The 20,903-nt window shown below is 29.6% G+C and carries 14 protein-coding genes; 11 read left to right on the top strand and 3 right to left on the bottom strand.

The features are described 5' to 3' along the window. Positions 1-650 precede the first annotated feature (650 nt). The 6 genes from PZA12_RS23135 (at position 651) to PZA12_RS23110 (ending at position 10,470) form a co-directional block, all read left to right on the top strand. Positions 651-1,952 (top strand): N-acetylmuramoyl-L-alanine amidase family protein, encoded by a 1,302-nt coding sequence (locus tag PZA12_RS23135; protein ID WP_103699334.1) that lies wholly within the window; start codon positions 651-653, stop codon positions 1,950-1,952. 164 nt (positions 1,953-2,116) lie between these two features. Then, complete coding sequence (locus PZA12_RS23130; protein ID WP_103699335.1) at positions 2,117-3,391, top strand: N-acetylmuramoyl-L-alanine amidase family protein; 1,275 nt, start codon at positions 2,117-2,119, stop codon at positions 3,389-3,391. Between the two features lie 230 nt (positions 3,392-3,621). After that, positions 3,622-5,169, top strand: a complete 1,548-nt coding sequence (locus PZA12_RS23125) for an N-acetylmuramoyl-L-alanine amidase family protein (RefSeq protein ID WP_103699336.1) — start codon at positions 3,622-3,624, stop codon at positions 5,167-5,169. A gap of 50 nt (positions 5,170-5,219) precedes the next feature. Next, a complete protein-coding gene (locus PZA12_RS23120) occupies positions 5,220-6,464 on the top strand; it encodes an N-acetylmuramoyl-L-alanine amidase family protein (protein WP_103699337.1) in 1,245 nt (414 codons plus the stop codon). Between the two features lie 144 nt (positions 6,465-6,608). Next, positions 6,609-7,823 (top strand): N-acetylmuramoyl-L-alanine amidase family protein, encoded by a 1,215-nt coding sequence (locus PZA12_RS23115; RefSeq protein ID WP_103699338.1) that lies wholly within the window; start codon positions 6,609-6,611, stop codon positions 7,821-7,823. 844 nt (positions 7,824-8,667) lie between these two features. Further along, positions 8,668-10,470, top strand: a complete 1,803-nt coding sequence (locus PZA12_RS23110; RefSeq protein WP_206490863.1) for an N-acetylmuramoyl-L-alanine amidase family protein — start codon at positions 8,668-8,670, stop codon at positions 10,468-10,470. Between the two features lie 1,135 nt (positions 10,471-11,605). Here PZA12_RS23110 and PZA12_RS23105 read toward each other — a convergent pair. The 3 genes from PZA12_RS23105 to PZA12_RS23095 all read right to left on the bottom strand — a co-directional run bounded on the left by PZA12_RS23105 (position 11,606) and on the right by PZA12_RS23095 (position 16,008). After that, complete coding sequence (locus tag PZA12_RS23105) at positions 11,606-13,438, bottom strand: O-antigen ligase family protein (RefSeq protein WP_103699031.1); 1,833 nt, start codon at positions 13,436-13,438, stop codon at positions 11,606-11,608. Positions 13,439-13,644: 206 nt separating this feature from the next. After that, complete coding sequence (locus PZA12_RS23100) at positions 13,645-14,514, bottom strand: glycosyltransferase family 2 protein (RefSeq protein WP_103699032.1); 870 nt, start codon at positions 14,512-14,514, stop codon at positions 13,645-13,647. A gap of 75 nt (positions 14,515-14,589) precedes the next feature. Further along, positions 14,590-16,008 (bottom strand): undecaprenyl-phosphate glucose phosphotransferase, encoded by a 1,419-nt coding sequence (locus PZA12_RS23095; RefSeq protein ID WP_103699033.1) that lies wholly within the window; start codon positions 16,006-16,008, stop codon positions 14,590-14,592. Between the two features lie 428 nt (positions 16,009-16,436). Between PZA12_RS23095 and rfbA the strand changes: the two genes are divergently transcribed. From rfbA to rfbD, 5 genes are all read left to right on the top strand, one after another. Further along, entirely contained in the window at positions 16,437-17,318 is an 882-nt protein-coding gene (gene rfbA, locus PZA12_RS23090; RefSeq protein ID WP_103699034.1) for a glucose-1-phosphate thymidylyltransferase RfbA, read from the top strand. A 34-nt stretch (positions 17,319-17,352) separates the two neighbouring features. Further along, complete coding sequence (gene rfbC / locus PZA12_RS23085) at positions 17,353-17,904, top strand: dTDP-4-dehydrorhamnose 3,5-epimerase (RefSeq protein ID WP_012060908.1); 552 nt, start codon at positions 17,353-17,355, stop codon at positions 17,902-17,904. 165 nt (positions 17,905-18,069) lie between these two features. Then, complete coding sequence (gene rfbB, locus PZA12_RS23080; RefSeq protein ID WP_103699035.1) at positions 18,070-19,089, top strand: dTDP-glucose 4,6-dehydratase; 1,020 nt, start codon at positions 18,070-18,072, stop codon at positions 19,087-19,089. Next, on the top strand, positions 19,064-20,044 hold the full coding sequence (locus PZA12_RS23075) for a glycosyltransferase family 2 protein (RefSeq protein ID WP_242984875.1): 981 nt from the start codon (positions 19,064-19,066) through the stop codon (positions 20,042-20,044). The genes rfbB and PZA12_RS23075 overlap by 26 nt, the downstream gene beginning before the upstream one ends. A gap of 14 nt (positions 20,045-20,058) precedes the next feature. Next, entirely contained in the window at positions 20,059-20,898 is an 840-nt protein-coding gene (gene rfbD, locus PZA12_RS23070; protein ID WP_103699036.1) for a dTDP-4-dehydrorhamnose reductase, read from the top strand. Positions 20,899-20,903: the final 5 nt, after the last annotated feature.

The raw sequence follows: 20,903 nt of genomic DNA, 5'->3' as shown, positions 1-20,903 counted from the left end.
AAGAACTCGCTTTATTCTTATAAGTGAGTTCTTGTTTTAATCAATCAAATGATTACTAATCAGGAGATAAAATTAAGTTTTCAATCACTAACACATATATTGCAAAAATAATTCTTCATCATAATTCTAAAAATATTGCAATGATTATAGCTGGAATTGTGCATTATGAATTTCAACAATATTGTAGATTATTAATTATAGATTGTTCATGCGAAATAACTACATATATTATGATATAAAAATTATTTTATATCTTTTGATGATATGATATATACATTAAAAAACAATTCTTCATTATAATTCTAAAAATATTGCAATAATTTTAGTTAGAATTGTGAAATGTGCATTGTGAATTGGAACATATATATTATGGATTATTCATGTGAAATGTCTACATATTATACTATGAGATAAAAATTGCTTTGTATATTTTGATGATATGATAAATTAATTATTTATAAAAAATTAATATTTATATAATAGAATTTTTAGAACTATGTAGTACACTTGGAATAGTATAGGATTATAGTTCTATATTTATAATTAAATTAAGTTATGTTATTATAACTATATAATGTTTATTTATATAATAAGTAAGTTATGTAAAAGTAAATAGATTAATTTTATAAATAAAAGTAAGGAGGAAGTTTATGCATAAAAAAATTAAATATATAATTGCAGCAACTCTTGTGGTTGCAGCTGTTTCTGGATTTGCACCAAGCAACAATTTTCTATTAGGAAGCGTTGAAGCTTATGCATCAACATATAATGATGCTAGTAATGGAGAATTAAAATCGCTAGATTTGACTTGGGGTAGCGGAAGCAAAATTAAATTGCTTGATAGTTATTCTGGAGATGAAGTAGATTTATCAAGCGATACTGACTATTATGTACAGCTTAAAGGTGTAAGTGACTTTAATATAGCTGCAGAAGTAAAAGGAAGCGGATATGTAGTTAAGATGTTTACTTCATCAAGCAGATCTGAAAAAGGTGAAGATGTTGGACAAGATGTTAACATTGGCTCAGGCTATAAAGATATCTATCTAAGAACATATAAGAGCGAAGAAGCATATAAGGAAGCTTATAATAATGGAGATGTAAGTGATTGTGAAAAGACTTATATTATTCATGCAAGAAAAGAAAGTAGTACATCAGAAGCAGAAGAAGATAGAGAATATGCTTATTTAGATGGAATTAATTTAAGTGATGGAAGTGTTGATTTTTCAAAAAATAAAACTTCTTATGATGTTAATGTTGGTGAAGATGTTGAAAAATTAACTGTTAGAGCTAATCCTGACGATGATGATGATTATATAGAAATCAATGGAAACTCAGTATATAAAGATGATAATTTCGAAAAGACAGTTAATTTAGATAAAGGAAATAATACTATAACAATATATGTTGAGCATGAGGATGAAGATACAACTTATACTTTGAATGTATATAGGGGTAAATCAGCAAATAAAACTGATTCTTCAAACGGCCAAAACTTTGCAATTCAAACTCAAGAAGGCAGCCTTAATGCATGGCAAAGAGTAGATGGAAAATGGAGATATGTAGATGGTACAGGCTCAGTTTTAAAAAATAAGTGGTGGTTTGATAAGGATACTGGAAAGAATTATTATTTAGGACAAGATGGCTTTAGGACTACAGGATGGTTTAGTGATAATAACAACTGGTATTATTTCAACGAAAATGGTGAAATGCAGACAGGATGGGTAAATACAAATAAAAATTGGTATTATCTAAATAAAAGTGGAGCCATGCAAATGGGATGGTTAGAAGATTCAACTGGAAACTGGTACTACCTTGATGGTAGTGGAGCTATGGAGACAGGCTGGATTGAAGATTCAAGCGGGAAATGGTATTACTTAGATTCTACAGGTAAAATGATAAAAGATTCTGCAATAGGTGCATATAAATTAGGCACGGATGGAGAATTAGAATAATAATACTTCTGTAAATAAATTGTAAACTTAAATGTGTTAAGCGCACAATAATGAATTAAGTGGTAAAATAATTATAATATGTAATTAAAGCACAATCGAAAAATAATAGACCAGTATGCATACCTATTATTTATTTCGCATGCTTAAAGTGGAGGGAGAACATTATGAATAAAAATTTGAAAAAAATAGTTGCAATTGCATTAGCAATAGGAACTATCTCAGCAGTAGCGCCTGCAACAAATATAAATTTCTTAACTACAAAAGCTTATGCATCATCTGATGACGATTCAAATGATGAAACTGAACTTGAAAGCTTACAATTGCTTACTGAAAGTGGTAGTAAAATAAAGCTTTACGAAAGCAGTAGCTATGATAGTGATGATAAAGTTGATGCAGATCAGGTAGAGGCTGGCGAGAAATATTTTGCTAAGACTTCATCAGATACTATAAATATAGATATAGATGGACCAAGTTCAAAATATGTTAGAGTTTTTAAGGGAACTTCAGATTCTACTAAAGGTAAAAAAATAAGTAGTGATATAAGCTTAGACAAAGATTCAACTACTACTCTTACTGTAAGAGTATATGATGAAGAACCAGATGATGATGTAAGATTAGAAGATGACGATTATTCAAGTGAATATACAATAAAGGTTAAATGTACAGCTGATTCTTCGGATTCAGATGATGAAGATTCTGATGATAGTTCAGATGATTACGATGATATCTACCTAGATAGACTTAGTGTAGATGGTCAAACTATTAGTTTATCAAAATCAAAAGTTGAATATACTTATAATGTAAGTAGTGATACAGATGAAGTAACAATTAAAGCAACTCCAGATGAAGATGATTATGATGTTACAATCGATGGTGACAGTGTAGATGAAGATGATAAGTACAAATCAGATGTAGATTTGGATAAAGGTGAAAATAAAATCAAAATTGAACTTGAAGATGGTGATGATGAAAGAGTATATACATTAATTATAAACAGAGGCGGCACATCATCGACTACAGGAAGTACAACAAATACAGCTTCTGGTTCACCAAGCAGTGCAACTGATGTTGTAGCAACTGTTACAAATAAATGGGTACAAGTTGGCGGAAACTGGCAATATAAAGATGCAACAGGAAATACAGTGAAAAATACATGGGTTCAAAATTACTTTGTACAAGCTGATGGAAATATGGCTACTGGGTGGTTGAATTATAGTGGAAAGTGGTACTATCTAGGTTCTGATGGAGCAAGAAAAACAGGATGGCAACAAGCAGGTGGAAAATGGTACTACCTAGACTCAGAAGGTGCAATGCAAACTGGATGGGTTAGAGATTTAGGTAGTGGAAAGTATTACTATTTAAATAGCGATGGATCTATGGCTTATAATACAATGATTGGTAAATACAAGCTTGGATCAGATGGAGCTTGGATTAACTAAGAATATAAATAGTATAATAACTAAAAAAGCAAAAGAACGTTTATTTAATAGACGTTTCTTTTGCTTTAAATAAATATATTTAGAAGTTGCAAGTTTATTTACAATATTTTATATTGTTGGTAATATTACTAAAAAACTCAAAAAGTCTACTTTAATTGTTAATCCTGATATATAATTAATTAAGGATGTATTTACTAATTAAATATATAAGTAGAAACGGGGGAAATAAAATGAAGAAAAATATGATTAAAATAGTTTCAATAGCGTTAGCTCTTGGAATCGTTTCAGCAGCAGCGCCTGCTACAAATATAAATGTATTGACTATAAAAGCTTATGCAGCAAATGATAACGATGATGATTATTTGGATCGTCTAGAATTAAATGATGAAGATGGAAACAACATAAAACTATATAGTGATAGTGATTATGACAGCAAAGTAAATGCCAGTGATGTAGAAGAGGGAGAAACTTATTACGCAAAAACTTCATCAGATACTGTAAGTATTGATATTGATGGGCCTGATGAAAAATATGTTAGAGTATTTAATGGAACATCATCTTCTTCAAAAGGAAAAGAGGTAGGGGAGGACGTTGATTTATCAGATGATTCTTCAACTACTACTCTTACAATAAAGGTATATGGCAAAGAACCAGATGATGATATGAGATACAAAGATAATGATGATTATAATGTCTTAAGTACATATAGGATTAAAGTAGAGAACCCAGATTATAATCAAAATAAGGATAATGATAATATTTATTTAGAAAGGCTCAGTGTAAATAATAATAAGGTTCAGTTGTCAAAATCTGAATTAACGTATACTTATAATGTTGCCAGTGATGTAAAGAGAGTAACAATTAAAGCAACACCAGAAGATGACGATTATGATGTTACTATTGATAATAAAAATGTTCAAAGTGCAGATAACTATAAAAAAGAAGTAGATTTAGATGAAGGCACAAATGAGTTTGAAATAGAACTTGAAGATGGTGATAAAGATAGAGTATATACTTTGATAATAAATAGAGGAAATCCTTCATCAAATGGTACAAGCTCGCAAGATACAGCAGAACCAGAGCATCAAGATAGCATTTATCTAGATAAACTAAGCATTGATGGCAGACTTTTCTCATTATCACAATCACAAGTGAATTATAGTTCTAATGTCCCTAGCGATGTAAATAAAGTTACAATTAAAGCGGAACCAGAAAAAGATTTTTATACAGTTAAGGTTAACGGTGATGAAGTATTTGAAGATGATGATTATAAAACAACAGTTAATCTAAAAGATGGCGAGAATAAAATTAAAGTAGACGTTAAAAATGAAAATAGTGGTGAAGAAAGAGTTTACACTTTGACAGTGATCAGAGGAAGTGTCACTTCAACACAAAATAATACCACTGGAGGAGAAACTAATTATAATAAATGGGTACAAGTAAATGGATCATGGAAGTATAATGATGCATCAGGAAATTTTGTTAAGAATACTTGGGTAGGAAATTATTACTTACTTGACAGCGGAGATATGGCCACTGGATGGTTAAATTATAACGGAGGCTGGTACTATTTAGGCAGTGATGGAGCTAGAAAAACAGGATGGCAATCAGTAGATGGAGCTTGGTATTATCTAGATTCACAAGGTAAGATACAAACAGGATGGATTAAAGATTCAAATGGAAAGTATTATTACTTAAATAGCAATGGTGCCATGGCATATAATACAACAGTAGGCGGATATAAATTAGGGTATGATGGTGCTTGGATACAAAAATAGAAATCACCAGATTAGAATGAGAATGCATAATAAAAGTGGAGGGATAGACTATGAATAAAAATATAAAGAGAGTGATTGCAATTGTACTAGCTATAGGAACAATTTCAGCGGCAACACCAGTTTCGAAGATAAATCTATTAACTACAAGGGCTTATGCTTCGACTACTAATGATGAGAGTACATTGGATAGCTTATCATTAGATGATAGTGATGGTAATAATGTAAAACTTTATGATGATAATGATTATAAGAATAGAATTAAAGAAGAAGACGTTCATGAAGATGAAATATATTATGCTAAAACTTCCTCAAGAACTGTGAGTGTAGATATAAGCGGGCCAGATGATAGATTTGTCAGAGTATTTAGAGATAGTTCAGATTCTACTAAAGGTAAAGAAGTAGGAGATGATATTCAGTTAACAGATAAATCAGTCGTTACTGATCTTATTATAAAGGTATATGGGAAAGATCTAGATGGTGAGACTGTAAGAAATAATGAACATGATGACGATGAGTATGATCTGCTAAATACATATGAAGTAAAAGTAAGACATATAGACGAAGATGATTCAGATAAAACAGATTTTGATGACATTTATTTGGAGAGACTTAGCATAGCTGGAAGTACTATAAATTTATCAAACTCAATAACTAAGTATACTTATAATGTAGATAGTAATGTAAATACAGTGGTAATTAAAGCAACACCAGAAAATGATAATTACGATGTTACTATTGATGGTGAAGATGCTGATTATGATGATAATTATAAGAGAAATGTTAACTTGGAAAAAGGTCAAAATATCATAAAAGTAGAAATTGAACATAATAATAAAGATAGAGTATATACTTTAATTATAAATAGAGGAAATGTTTCTTCAAGTAATACAAACAATGGTTCAACTAATACTGATACAAATACAGGAAGTAAAGATGTTAAAGCTAATCAATGGGTACAAACAAATGGAATATGGCAGTATAATGATGCAGAAGGAAAAGTAGTAAAGAATAGTTGGATACAAAATTATTATTTAAACTCTGATGGAAATATGGTTACAGGATGGTTAAATCTTAATGGAAGCTGGTATTACTTTGGAACAGATGGAGCTAAGAAAGTTGGATGGCAACAATCAAGTGGGAAATGGTATTATCTAGATTCAGAAGGAAGAATGCAGACTGGATGGGTAAAAGATAGGAACGGAAAATATTATTATTTAAATAGTGATGGGTCTATGGCTTATAACACTAAAATTGGTGTATATAGATTAGGCGCTGATGGGGCTTGGATTAAATAAATTTAATTTTAATCAGGTTAAAAATAAAGAACGCTTATGAAATAGGCGTTCTTTGTATTATTTTATATAAGGCATAATAAAAAAATAACCATGGTATTTTGAACTTGTTATTTTATTTCATATGCCTAAAAGGAGAGAGAATATATGAACAAAAATTTGAAAAAAATAATAGCCATAATATTAGCTGTAAATACTGTTAGTACAATTGCACCAGTGGCTAATTTGGGTCTACTAACTACTAAAGCTTATGCAGCTAATAAAATAACTAATTTAACAGTAGAAGATTCAAACGGAGATAATATGTCTCTTTATAGTGAGAGTGATTGTACAGATAAGCATAGGGTAGACAGTGATGATGTACAACCTGGAAAGACTTACTATACTAGAAAGACTTCGGCAGATGAAATAAATATAGATGCAGATGGGGTGGATTCAGATAATATAAGGGTATTTGGAAAAACATCATCAGATACTGAAGGAAAAGATATTGGAGAGGATGTTGACTTATCATCTGGAACAAATGTTATTACTGTAAGAGTATATAACGGAGATCCGGGAACAGTAAAATATAGTGATAATTCTTATGTAAATGAATATAAGATTAGAGTAAAATATTCTGGATCAAATGATGATGACGATGAAGATTCAGATAATGTATACTTAAGCAGTATTACGTTAATGGGAGGGAATATAGACTTCTCAAAAAAAGTTTATAATTATGATGTGCAAGTTCCAGAAGATTTAAGTAAAATTACAATACGTGCAAGGCCTGATTGCGATAGCGGTAAATATGATGATTATAAGGTAAAAATAAATGGAGTGAAAGTTGATAAAGATGATAAATTTAAGGATGATGTATCATTAAATAAAGGGAAGAATGTAATAGATATAAAAGTTGAAGATGATGATGATAATGAAAGAGTATACACTTTAAATATTACTAGAGGTAAAGATAATTCAAATAATAATTCTAAAAGCAATGAACAAGCAGAAGTTAAAACAAGTCAATGGGTTCAAGTTAATGGGAAATGGCAATATAAAGATTCTACAGGTAACTCAGTAAAGAATACTTGGGTGCAAAACTATTTTGTACAAGCCGATGGGAATATGGCGACAGGTTGGCTGAATAATAATGGAAGTTGGTACTATCTAGGTGATGATGGAGCTAGAAAAACAGGGTGGCAGTTAGTAAATGGAAATTGGTACTACTTAGATTCACAAGGAACAATGCAGGTTGGATGGATTAAAGACATAAATAATGGAAAATATTATTATTTAAATAATGATGGATCTATGGCTTATAACACAACAGTTGGTGAATATAAATTAGGATCAGATGGAGCTTGGTATAATAGATAATCAGGAAGAAAATTTTAAATTAGTAGATAGTGTTGCGTAGTGAGAATTCTAGCCGAAATTGGATACATATTTGTTCCATAGGACTATGAAAATTTCGCTGAAAGGTTCTAAATGGCAGGTTGTGCCCATTACTGCATGTTCCCACTTTCAGTGTGACAAGCATTGAATGGAACAATCTCCCATTAAGAACCTAAGCAGCTTATTTTCAAATGCCTATTTTACAAATATGTATCCAATTTCTCTGTTGTGATATTTCAAATTCTCAATATTGAACATTATATGGATAAACGGTATGTAATTAATAATGAAAAAATTAAATTTATAAGAAAAAAGGTACCAAAATGAATTTAAATAGTTGTATTGTATAATGAAAGTTTATTTGGATAGTTATAGAAGGTATTCATTTAAAATGAATTATATCCAAGTAGATCAAAATTATAAAAATAGAACTATATAAAGCTCAATAATACAATTTTACTTGTATATATTAGTTAACTTAGAATTTAATAAATTTATTTTCTAATATTAACTAAAAAAATATATTTATATATTTTTTAAAAAAAGTACCCAAAGTGAATTTTGGCATTGTATTATTTAGTGATATTACAGTAAATACTAGGAAGAACAGTAAATTATGAAAGTTAATAGCATTTTATGTACAAGCATTATGTAATGTGGTATCATGTTATAGTTAATGTAAATGTGTAATAAATTACATGTGATTTATTTAATTACTAAGAAATTTATACAGGAATATACATTAGTAGTTATTATATAACTTTACATAGTTGTACAATAATGCTATAATTTATCTGAATTTTAAAATTTAGGAGGAAAAGAAATTATGTTTAAAAGAGCAAACAAAATTACATCTTTATTAGTAGCTGCTGCTTCAGTTATGGCTTTAGTGCCTGCTTATGCTGCAGACGTAAAGAAAATTGATTCAGAAGACGGTACTGTATACGATGCAGTAGCATACAAAGACGGTAAATTCTATGTTGATGGTGAAATCAACGATGATGAAGAAGCTTACTATGTAGCTGACGGAAAGTTCAACAAATTAGAAGATGTTGATTCAGGAGATGACGCAGATCTATTTGGAGAAAAATACTTAGATGTATCAGATGGAGACTACACTGTTGATTTAGATAAAGGTAGTGTAACTGATGATGACGTTAAGGGTGATACTGCAGATGACGCTGCATCAGCTTTAAGAAAGAAAATTAAAGATGATACAGATGACAGATATGTAGAAAATGGTACTACTGGTTATTCTACAGATGACATTAAAGATGAAAATGACGGTGATACTCCAGATTTATCTAAATTAAATATAGTTCCAGGAGCAAAATATGCTGAACCTTGGTATTATACAGCATATGCAAGTTCAGATGCAGATGCTAATAAAGGATCAGGTTCTAAATTAAATGTATTTACAGATACAAAAGGTAACTACATTGATGCTGATTATAATTTAGGAAAAGTTAAAGTTGAAACAACAGCTGTTGCTGCAGATGGTAAGAAAATAACTAAAGAAGATACTATAGAAAATACAAATGATAAATATGATGCTGCTGGAGCAGATGATGGACTTAAAGCAAGTGTTGATCAAGTAAAAGTGTTGACACAAGATAAAGATTATATTTATAGACTTGTAAATGTAACTGTAAAAGTTACAAAGGGAGATGCTATAATTAGTGAAATTAATGGTTTAGCTGCAGGTACTGGTGTACTTGAATATGGTGCAACTAAGCAATCAGTGACATTCCCAGCTATTCAAAAAATATCAAAAGCACAAAACTCTGATGAAGTAGATGGAGCTAAATATGCTAAATCTGTAACTACTTATGCACTTTCAAATGATTCGGCAGAAACATTAGATGATGCAGGATTATTTACAGATGATATTGATGCACATTATACTGTAGTAGGTACTAAATTAGTAGCTTATACTACAGATAAATCTTATACTGGAGCAAGTTCAGAAGGAGCTAAAGTTCTTGCAAGAGCATATACATTAAAATCAAAGTCTTCTTACTACTATGCTGATTCAGAAGACCAAACTAAAGAAGATTGTGAAGTAAGTGCTCAAGATGATAAAACATCAGCTGTTCAAACAGACGTTGATGGAAACCTTTGGAGATTAGATGGCGGATACATCTATAAATTCGATGGTACTGATGACTGGGATAAAGTTTTCAAAGTAGACGGATCTTTCGATGAATTATCAGTTTATGACAAAGATAACATGGTTGCTTGGAGCGAAGATGATGATGTATATTCATTAATCGGAGGAAAATCAGCTGACGAGAACAATGGTGGAGAAACAACAACTCCTGTAACTACAGCAGGTTGGACTCAAACTGCAGCAGGTTGGACTTACACTAAAGCTGATGGAACTAAAGCTACTGGATGGTTACAAGACGGTGGTGCTTGGTACTACTTAAAAGCTGATGGTACAATGGCTACAGGTTGGGTTCAAGATGGAGCAACTTGGTACTACTTAAACGGATCAGGTGCTATGCAAACTGGTTGGTTAAATGACAACGGAACTTGGTACTACTTAAATGGATCAGGCGCTATGTTAGCTAACACAACAACTCCTGATGGATACTATGTAGGAGCTAATGGAGCTTGGGTTAAATAGTTTTTAATCTGAACTTATTAGACGAATAGAAAAGGACAAGGCTTAGCCTTGTTCTTTTTTTATCAATAACATATATTATATAATGAATTCACATTTGAAACTCTAATGGGTTAAGTCTCAATTAAGGTTAGAAAGTAGAAAATTAATTGAGACATATTAGATAGAATAAAAGGATTTTATGACAATAAACACAAAGTAAGATATGATAACAAATAGGGGGAATTCCTGTTTAGAGAATAGATAATTTAATTCACTTATATTGTGTGTGCATGAATCACCATCTAGATATATTAAAATAGCTTCTTTAGAGTTTTAGAATTAGGATATATATTTTGTCTATATTTATATTAGTATCAGCCTTGTTTGCAACGTTGTAAATCCAGAGTCGCTATTATCGGGTAATTTATTTAAGAAATCCAACTATATTATAGTTAACTTGAATAAATTAATAGGCCTTAGTAGTGAATTATACGAGAACCATTTTTAGCTTTACTTTCAAGTTATAAAACCATTCTTAGATTTCCTATCAATAATATTTATTATTTCGTAATAATAAAATTTTATTGCAATCATTTGTGTTAGTTTATTTTATATAAATGTTCTTATTAAGTTTTTTATCCTTTCTTTATTGTTAGTATTTTTGTATTTTTATGTAATTCTATTGGCAAGCGAGTATTTTAATATCTAATAAGCTATGGTGAGTATGATTGCATAAGGTTATAATACAAACGCCGTAGTATGATGGAACCTATCAGCTTTAAGTTAATAACTAATGCTGTAAATTAGAGAATGGGTGAAGTTGTGTGTTATTTTCATTAAATTCAATTGATAAATTTCTTATGCCTTAGGAGCTAAGGGTTTTAATTTATGAAAAAAGACTGTATTAATGATTTTGTAAATAGTGATCGAGTATTGGTAAGATACATTTTAATATATTCTCTTTAAAGTATTATTTGCTGGGAGAATTACATCTACTATATATAATTTGCATTCAATAATTTATCTCTAAAGCGAATAATGATAGAAATATGTTTCTTTTATTTAAGTACTATTCTCAAATAAGATGAAAAAATAACCAAGAGGGAATACAGATTACTTCTTGGTTATTTAATATTAATTTATTAAGATACAATTATTATTTATTACTTTTCTTACGAAGATTTTCCCTATTCATAAAGTTAATTGCAATACCAACCCCGAAAATTATCCAAAATATTGGAGCTACACCTACAACTGAATCGTTAAATATCCCAGCAAATAAATATCCTATAATACCTAGGCAAGTAATAGCGCCTAAAGCTTGATTTCTATCTTCAAAGTTGTTTTTAAGAGCATAAAGCTTTATGCTATCAATAATGTAAATAAGAAGCATTGCTATAAATCCAACTAATGCAATTACACCATAATTTATTGCTATTTGCAAATAAAGATTATGAGCCTTATCTACAACTATATTTGGAGTATCATAAGCATAATATTTACCTATTAAATCACCTTGTGGAAAGTCAAACACAAAAGTGTCAGGACCAGTTCCAAGTATCATAGTATTTTTTATGAGAGGAAGAGATCTAGACCAAATGTAACCTCTAGAAGATCCTAATTTTTCTTTACCTTTAAATCCAAAGGTTTCGGGAGTTTGTAAATCAATATAATTCTTTGTGCTCATATCTATTAAGTGAAATATTTTGTTGTCATTTAACTTAAATAGGAAAGTTGGTTGATTGTTTATATTTAAGAGAAGTGAGTCACTGATAACTGACTTCTTATCAAGCTTTCCAAAAGCAAATGTGATATTTTTAAAAGTTTCAATATTTGTTGATAATACTTTGCCATTTAAAGCATATGGAACAACTTCACCATTTGAATTTTTAAATACAGGATTACCACTTTCGTAAGTTATTTTTAAAGTATCATTAGGTAGTACAACTTCTGTCGTTGAGTCTATATACTTAATATCTTTCACAGGAGTATAATTTGTATAATCTAAATCACTAGTATCTTTAAAAATACTGAAAGCATCCGATGCTAAGCTAGGGATTCTTTTGAAAAGACTTCCTTTAGATGCGAAGTTTGCGCCAACAAACAATATAATTAAGGTAATAACACCAATCAAGATACCTTTCCAACGTTTAATAAGAGGTTTATAGAATATTATAATACCAAATATTAAAGCACCTAATACACCAATAATCCCTGAACGTGCAGTACTTCCAAATAAGAGCCAAAATGAAAGAAGAGTACCAATAAATGATAGAATTTTGTACATAACTTCATCTTCGAAAATTGTATAGCAAAATAAAATAGGTAGAGCAATTGATACAAAACTTCCCATGTAATTATAACTAGCCAAAGTACCATAAATAGTTCCTTTTTCATTAAGTAAATCTATACCTGAATTGGAACTAGCACCTGCAATAGAAGCACCTAAAGAAGTTTTAATTAGATCTTGTCCAATATATTGGAAAAGGCCTAAAAAGGCATTAATAAATACTAAAATTAAAAGTGGAGTAATAATATACTTATAATTATTAGTAGTTTTAAAAGTATAGAGTGAGTATAAAAAAAGTACTATGTAACACGCAATTATTATAAATCCTTCAGCTCTATCAAACATTCCCCAAAAGGATACTTGTTTATATTTTGAAAATATTGCAGATAAAAACGTGAAAAGTGTAAATACACCACATGCGATTAAAATATAATTAACCAACTTATCTTTTCTACTAAATATTTTCTTGAAGAAAATAACGCAAGTGATAATTAATATAACGGAAAATATTATTAAAAGAAGAGCTTTTCTTTGTGAAAATAAATCTGTTTTAACTGTTGTTCCCCATATCTTAATTAGATTTTCATCAAGTTTAACCGCTGCCATTCTTACAATTAAAGGTACAATACTTAATATAAATGCAATAGGCAAAAAAAAGTTAAAAGACTTTTCATTAGAATTGTTTCTGGAATTTGTCATTTTCTACACATCCTAATATTTTTATTTTTGTAATTTACAAATGTTAATATGTAATATTATAGCATTGAGAATAAGCTATTGCAATGTATGCATATATCTATAAATTCGCGTAAGAATTGAATGACAGAGTAAAAACGATTTTGTTCTAAAAAATAAAGTACCATATCTAAAGTACTTTATTTTTAGAATTTATAATAATGCTGACTTTATTTAAAAGAATTCTTTATGATTTGAACTAAGTATTTCAACCAAATTCCTATAAATACAAGAAATGTTACAGCAAAATTGTACTTTTTATAATAATGTTTTTTGTAAAAAATCCACATTGCTTGATGAAAATCATATATGACTTTAGATCTTTTCTTTTTAGAACTGCCACCTTTATAATGGATGATTTGTGCTTCGGGGTAGTAGAGTATCTTATATCCCAATTCTTTAATTTTATAGCACAAATCTATATCTTCACCATACATAAAAAAATCTTCATCAAGGCCACCTACTTTGTAAAAAATAAGTTTTGGCATAAGCATAAATGCTCCAGTAAGGCAATCAACTTCTCCAATATCATCTTCCCTTAGATGAAGTGCATTATATTGTCCATACTTTGATGGATTTTTTTCATGTAGTTTCAAAAAATAATATAAAGAGGCTTTAGGAGTTGGAAAACCACGTTTGCAAGCATGATCTAGCTCACCATTGGCTAAAACTACTTTACAACCTAATGCACCAATGTTTTTATCTTTTTCCATTTTGGCTATACATTTTTCTAAACAATTTTCTTTAAGCACAGTGTCAGAATTTAATAATAGTATATATTTTCCTCTAGCAAATTTAATTCCTATATTATTTGCTTTTGCAAAGCCTAAATTATCTTTATTTATGATTATATGGAGTTTTTTTGTTGTTAAGATATTTCTGAATTTATCTTGCAATTTATTGATGCTACCATCGCTAGATGCATTATCTACAAGTATGACTTCATAATTAAAGTTATGATGTTCTTTAATTACGGACTCTATTGTTTGTTTAGTGAGATCATAGGTATTGTAGTTTACAATGATAATAGATAATTTCACGTTTTTTTCTCCCTTGATAGTTTTTGTTAAGTACATAAAAATTCCTGATAAGAATAAATAGAAATTGAAGTTTCGTTATAAATTAACTTCATTATTTGTCGACTTAGTGCTATTTATCCTGATTTTTTCATTATTTTTAAACCCTTTGAAGGCAGTTTTAAACAATATACTGATATCCATTAAGATATTCCAGTTTTCTATATAGTGAATATCAAATTCAATTCTTTTTTTTATAGAAGTATCACCTCTATAGCCATTTACCTGGGCTAATCCAGTTATTCCAGGTTTTACTTGATGTTTTACCATGTAAAGAGGAATTTCATTTTTAAAGTTTTCAACAAAATGTGGGAGCTCAGGTCTAGGACCTACTAAGCTCATATCACCTTTTAATACATTAAAGAATTGAGGTAATTCATCTATGGAAAATTTACGAATAAAGGAACCAAATTTAGTTTTTCTAGGATCATTATCGGTACTCCAGCCTGTTTCCTCTTGTGAATTAATTTTCATGGACCTAAATTTATACATAACAAATAAATTTTTGTTTAATCCAACACGTTTTTGCTTAAATATTATAGGACCATTTGAAGTGAATTTAATAATCACAGCAGTGATAATCATTATAGGACTTGTACATAATATTAAAAAAAGTGAACCTAGTATGTCTAAGGATCTTTTTATAAAGGCATTTCCTAAGTTATCTAATGGAATTCTTCTTATATTAATTAGAGGAATGCTTCCGAGTTGGTCAATATATGGTTGGCTTGGAATATATTTATAGCAAAATGGTATTATGGAAATTTTTGTACCACTTTTTTCGCAATCTGAAACTATATTTTCTAAATATTTTGCATCTGATAGATCAAGAGCACAAACAACTTCATCAGGTTTATATTCATTTAAAACATTATATAAATCAGAATAGTTTCCAAGCTTTCTGCCCTGGAAATTAGAAACATCTGATACATATCCAGAATAATTATATCCAAAGCTTTTATTATTTTTAAGAACGTCTAAGTATTCATTTGCAACCTCTCCGGCACCAACAATTACTACATGTTTTAAATTTAACCCTTTAGTTCTCATTCTTGATAATATTTTTCTTAAAATCAGTCTTTTGGCCATTATTAACATAATATTCACAAAATAAAAAATGATAATAACTAACCTTGAAATGTGTACCAATTTTAGAACAAATAACAATGATAGAAGAACAGCAGTAAGAATTGTGTTGGACTTAATTATTGCGCTACATTCTTTTACAAACGATCTTGTTCTAAAAGAGTGATAGAGGTTAAAAAAATTAAACAAAATTAGATTTATTGGAATTATTATAACAGAAAATTCAATGTATGTAGTTAAAGTTATGTAATAAGTGTCAGGTGAAAAAATATAAAAACGAATTAAGTATGCTAGTGTAATTGAAATAAATAAAATTATAATATCTGAAATAGCATTAAATTTATTCAATAGGTTTTGATTTTCCTTTATCATCTATATCATCCTTTATAGTTCAAATTTAAACTGCTTCATTATCGTGTCATTGTGTTTTAAATGTCTAAATATTTACTAAATAACAAAAAAACATATACATATTTTAGGTGTATAATATCATTTTACATAAAAGTTTGCAATAAATAAAGGGTTTCAATAAATTGGACTAACTACCAATGTATAATTATAGGAGTAGTCATTTATTTATTCTTTATAATATGATAAAATTTAGTATAGAAGTTGAATAAAGTGCATATATTTCAAATTTAAAGTCTTTTCTATTAATAAGAGGCTTGAAAATTTTTAAGTGTTTAGTTAAGCACATTTATCTAGAATGATTGAACAATATTTTAGATAATCAAAATTCTATAGAATTGCGATATATTGAAATTTTAGTAAGTAAAAGTATATAGGAAGAAGTGATTATTTTGACAAAAGGTATAATACTTGCGGGTGGAAGTGGGACAAGGCTTTATCCACTGACTATGGTAACTTCAAAACAACTATTGCCAGTATATGATAAGCCTATGATTTATTATCCATTATCAACCTTAATGTTAGCAGGAATCAAGGATATATTAATAATTTCAACACCTAATGATCTACCTAATTTTGAAAAGTTACTAGGTGATGGATCTAGATATGGAATAAATTTATCTTATAAAGTGCAGCCCTCTCCAGATGGACTAGCTCAAGCATTTATTTTGGGAGAAGAATTTATAGGAAATGATAATTGTGCAATGATTCTTGGAGATAATATATTTCACGGAAATGGACTTAAAAATCATTTGAAAAAAGCAGTAGAAAATAAAGGCCGTGCAACAGTTTTTGGATACTATGTAGATGATCCAGAACGTTTTGGAGTAGTAGAATTTGATGTTAATGGAAAAGCTGTATCGTTGGAAGAGAAACCAGAGAATCCAAAATCTAATTATGCTGTAACAGGGCTTTATTTTTATGATAATAAAGTATGTGAATACGCTAAGAGGCTAAAGCCATCCCAAAGAGGAGAATTAGAGATTACAGATTTAAATAAAATTTACCTTGAACAAGGAAACTTAGATGTAATAACACTTGGAAGAGGATATGGATGGCTTGACACTGGAACAGTAGATAGTTTAACAGAAGCTTCAGAATATGTAAAAGTAATTGAAACTAGGCATGGTCTTAAGATAGCTTGTTTGGAAGAGATTTCTTATAAGAATGGCTGGATAGATAAGAAAACATTACTTGAAAGCGCAGAGCAATATGGAAAGAGTCCTTATGGACAACATTTAAAAAATGTTGCTGAAGGGAAAGTTATTTATTAATTTCTAAATAATGAATCAAAGAGAGGTATCTATAATGAATTTGATAAAAACTAAATTAGAAGGTGTTTACATAGTAGAACCACAAGTTTTTGGAGATGAAAGAGGATGGTTTATGGAAACTTACTCTAGAATAAAAACACCAGAAATTGCTTGTGACTTTTGCCAAGATAATCAATCATATTCTAAGGGAAAAGGAATACTTAGAGGAATTCATTTTCAAAATGGTGAAAATGCTCAAGCTAAGTTAGTGAGATGTGTAAAAGGAGCTGTCTTAGATGTAGCTGTAGATTTAAGAAAAGGATCACCTACATATAAGGAATGGGTAGCTGTGGAACTTTCAGCAGAAAATAAAAAACAATTATTTATACCTAGAGGCTTTGGACATGGATTTTTAACATTAACTGATGATGTTGAGTTTGTTTATAAAACTGATAATTATTATAATTACGAAAGTGATAGAAGTATAAAATTTGATGATCCTGAAATTGGTGTTGAATGGGGAATAGAAAATCCTATCCTTTCTGAAAAAGATAAAAAAGCACCATTACTTAAAGATAGCGATTGTACATTTATATATAATAAATAATAATAATGGACTTAAAGAATTGACAGTTGACAATGTACAATTGGCAATGAAGGATGAAAAGTTTGTAGTCTTTCTGAAGAATTAAATTTAAGAAGTTCAATGGGATTTAATCCTAAATTGTCGATTGTCAATTTTTAATTGTACATTGAAAACGGAGTGTGAAAAATGAAAATAGTTGTAACAGGTGGAGCAGGGTTTATAGGTGGTAACTTTGTTCACTATATGCTTAATAAATATAAAGATTATAAAATTATCTGCGTAGATGCGTTAACTTATGCTGGAAATATGGAAACACTCGTATCAGTTAAGGATAATTCTAATTTTAGCCTTTATAAAATAGATATAGCTGATAGAGATGCAGTATATGACATGTTTGAAAAAGAACATCCTGACATGGTAGTTAATTTTGCAGCTGAAAGTCACGTGGATCGTTCAATTGAAAATCCAGAAATATTTTTAAAAACAAATATTATTGGTACGGCTGTTCTTATGGATGCTTGTAGAAAATATGGAATAAAGAGATACCATCAAGTATCAACAGATGAAGTTTATGGAGATTTACCTATTGATAGACCAGATCTTTTCTTTACAGAGGAAACTCCTATACACACTTCAAGTCCGTATTCATCAAGTAAAGCGTCTGCGGATCTTTTAGTGGGTGCATATCATAGAACTTATGAACTACCAGTTACAATTTCAAGATGCTCAAATAACTATGGGCCATATCATTTTCCAGAAAAGTTAATTCCGCTTATGATAGCAAATGCGTTAAATGATAAGGAATTGCCTGTATATGGAACTGGAGAAAATGTACGTGATTGGCTCTATGTTGAAGATCATTGCAGAGCAATTGATCTAATTATTCATGAAGGAAAAGTTGGAGAAGTATATAATATTGGTGGACATAATGAACGTACAAATTTACAAGTAGTAAAAACTGTACTTCATGAACTTGGAAAACCAGAAACATTAATAAAATATGTAACAGATCGTAAAGGGCATGATATGCGTTATGCAATAGATCCTGCAAAGATTCATAATGAGCTTGGATGGCTTCCAACAACAACTTTTGATGAAGGCATCAAAAAGACTATCGAATGGTATTTAGATAATAAAGCTTGGTGGGAAAATATTATTAGTGGAGAATATCAGAATTACTATGACAAGATGTATGGAAGTAGATAAGCCATTAGTATCTATATTACTAGCTGTCTATAAACCAAATGAAAACTGGTTTATAGAACAGTTGATTTCATTAAACGAGCAAACTTATAATAATCTAGAGCTATTTGTTTATGATGATTGTCCTGATTTTCCAACAAGTGAAGATTTTTTAAAGAAGTGCATAACAAATTTTAATTACACAGTTATAAGAGGAAAGACAAATGAAGGCTCTAATAAAGCTTTTGAGGAACTTACGAAAATTGGGAATGGAGAGTTTTTTGCATATTGTGACCAAGATGATATTTGGGAAAAAGATAAGATATCTATAATTATGGATGAATTTAAGGAAGATGATGTAACTTTAGTATGCAGCGATCTTTCGATAATTGATGAAAATGGAACGAAAACAGCAAATAGTATAACTGAAATTAGAAAAAGAATAATATATAAATCAGGATATGATTTGACCGAGGGTTTGTTAGAAAGAAATTTTGTTACAGGTTGTGCAATGATTGTAAGAAGCAATATTGCTAAGAAAGCAATACCATTTGTTGATTCATTGGTCCATGATAATTGGATTGCAATTATAGCATCAATAAATGGAAAAATAGAGTTTGTTAATAAACCATTAGTTAGATATAGACAACATAATTCAAATCAAACTGGTATTTTAAAAGGAATATACGATAAAAATACTTACTGTAAATTTAAAATCGAAGATGTTTTGGAAAGGTATATTTCATTAAAAAACAGATTGGGATATATTGGAGAGTTGCAAGGGCATCTAAATTATTGCATAACATCTCTCAGGGCTAGAAGAAGCTATTTCTTGAAGCCTTCATTAAAAGAATTGAAGATTATTATAAAATATAGTAAATATTACAAAGCATCAATTGTGTTAGAAATATTTCTACCTATTATGCCTGAATTTGTTTTTAAGTATATAATTAGACTAACTAAAAAGGGGATATTATAAAGGAGCGTATATATATGATTTTAGTTACAGGAGTAAACGGTCAATTAGGTTATGATGTAGTTAAAGAATTAAATAGAAGAAATATTGAATGCCTAGGAATTGATAGAGCAGAATTAGATATTACAGATAAGAATGCAGTTAAGGATTGCATTGGAAAATTAAAACCTGATTGTGTTATACATTGCGCAGCTTATACAGCTGTTGATAGAGCGGAGGATGAGGAAGAAGTCTGCGCTAAAGTAAATGTATATGGTACAGAGAATATAGCAAAGGCTTGTAAGGAAATAGGCGCTAAGATGATTTACATATCTACTGATTATGTATTTGATGGGAAAGGAAATACTCCGTTTGAAGTTGAGGATAAAATTGAACCGCATTCAGTTTACGGAAAGACTAAATATGAAGGTGAATTAAAGGTTAAGGAAGTTTTAGATAAGTACTTTATTGTTAGAATTTCGTGGGTGTTTGGAGTTAATGGAAATAACTTCATTAAAACAATGCTTAGATTAGGAAGTGAAAAAGAAAGTTTAAATGTTGTTTGTGATCAAATAGGAAGCCCAACATATACAGCAGATTTAGCACCACTTTTATGTGATATGGCAGTTTCAGAGAAGTATGGCGTGTACCATGCTACTAATGAAGGATTTTGCTCTTGGGCTGAATTTGCTGGGGAAATTATGAAAGAAGCTGGACTAAGTTGTAAAGTAAATCCTATTCCTACAAGTGAATATCCAGCAAAAGCACAAAGACCTTTTAATTCAAGGCTTTCAAAGAAAAGTCTTGTGGATAATGGTTTCGGGTTATTACCTAATTGGGAAAACGCATTGGATAGATACTTAATAGAATTGAAATAAGAGGA

The sequence above is a fragment of the Clostridium beijerinckii genome (genome assembly GCF_036699995.1).
Classification (GTDB): domain Bacteria; phylum Bacillota; class Clostridia; order Clostridiales; family Clostridiaceae; genus Clostridium; species Clostridium helianthi.
The sequence above is the reverse complement of the archived record's forward strand: the minus strand, read 5'-3'. Positions and strand labels throughout refer to the sequence as shown.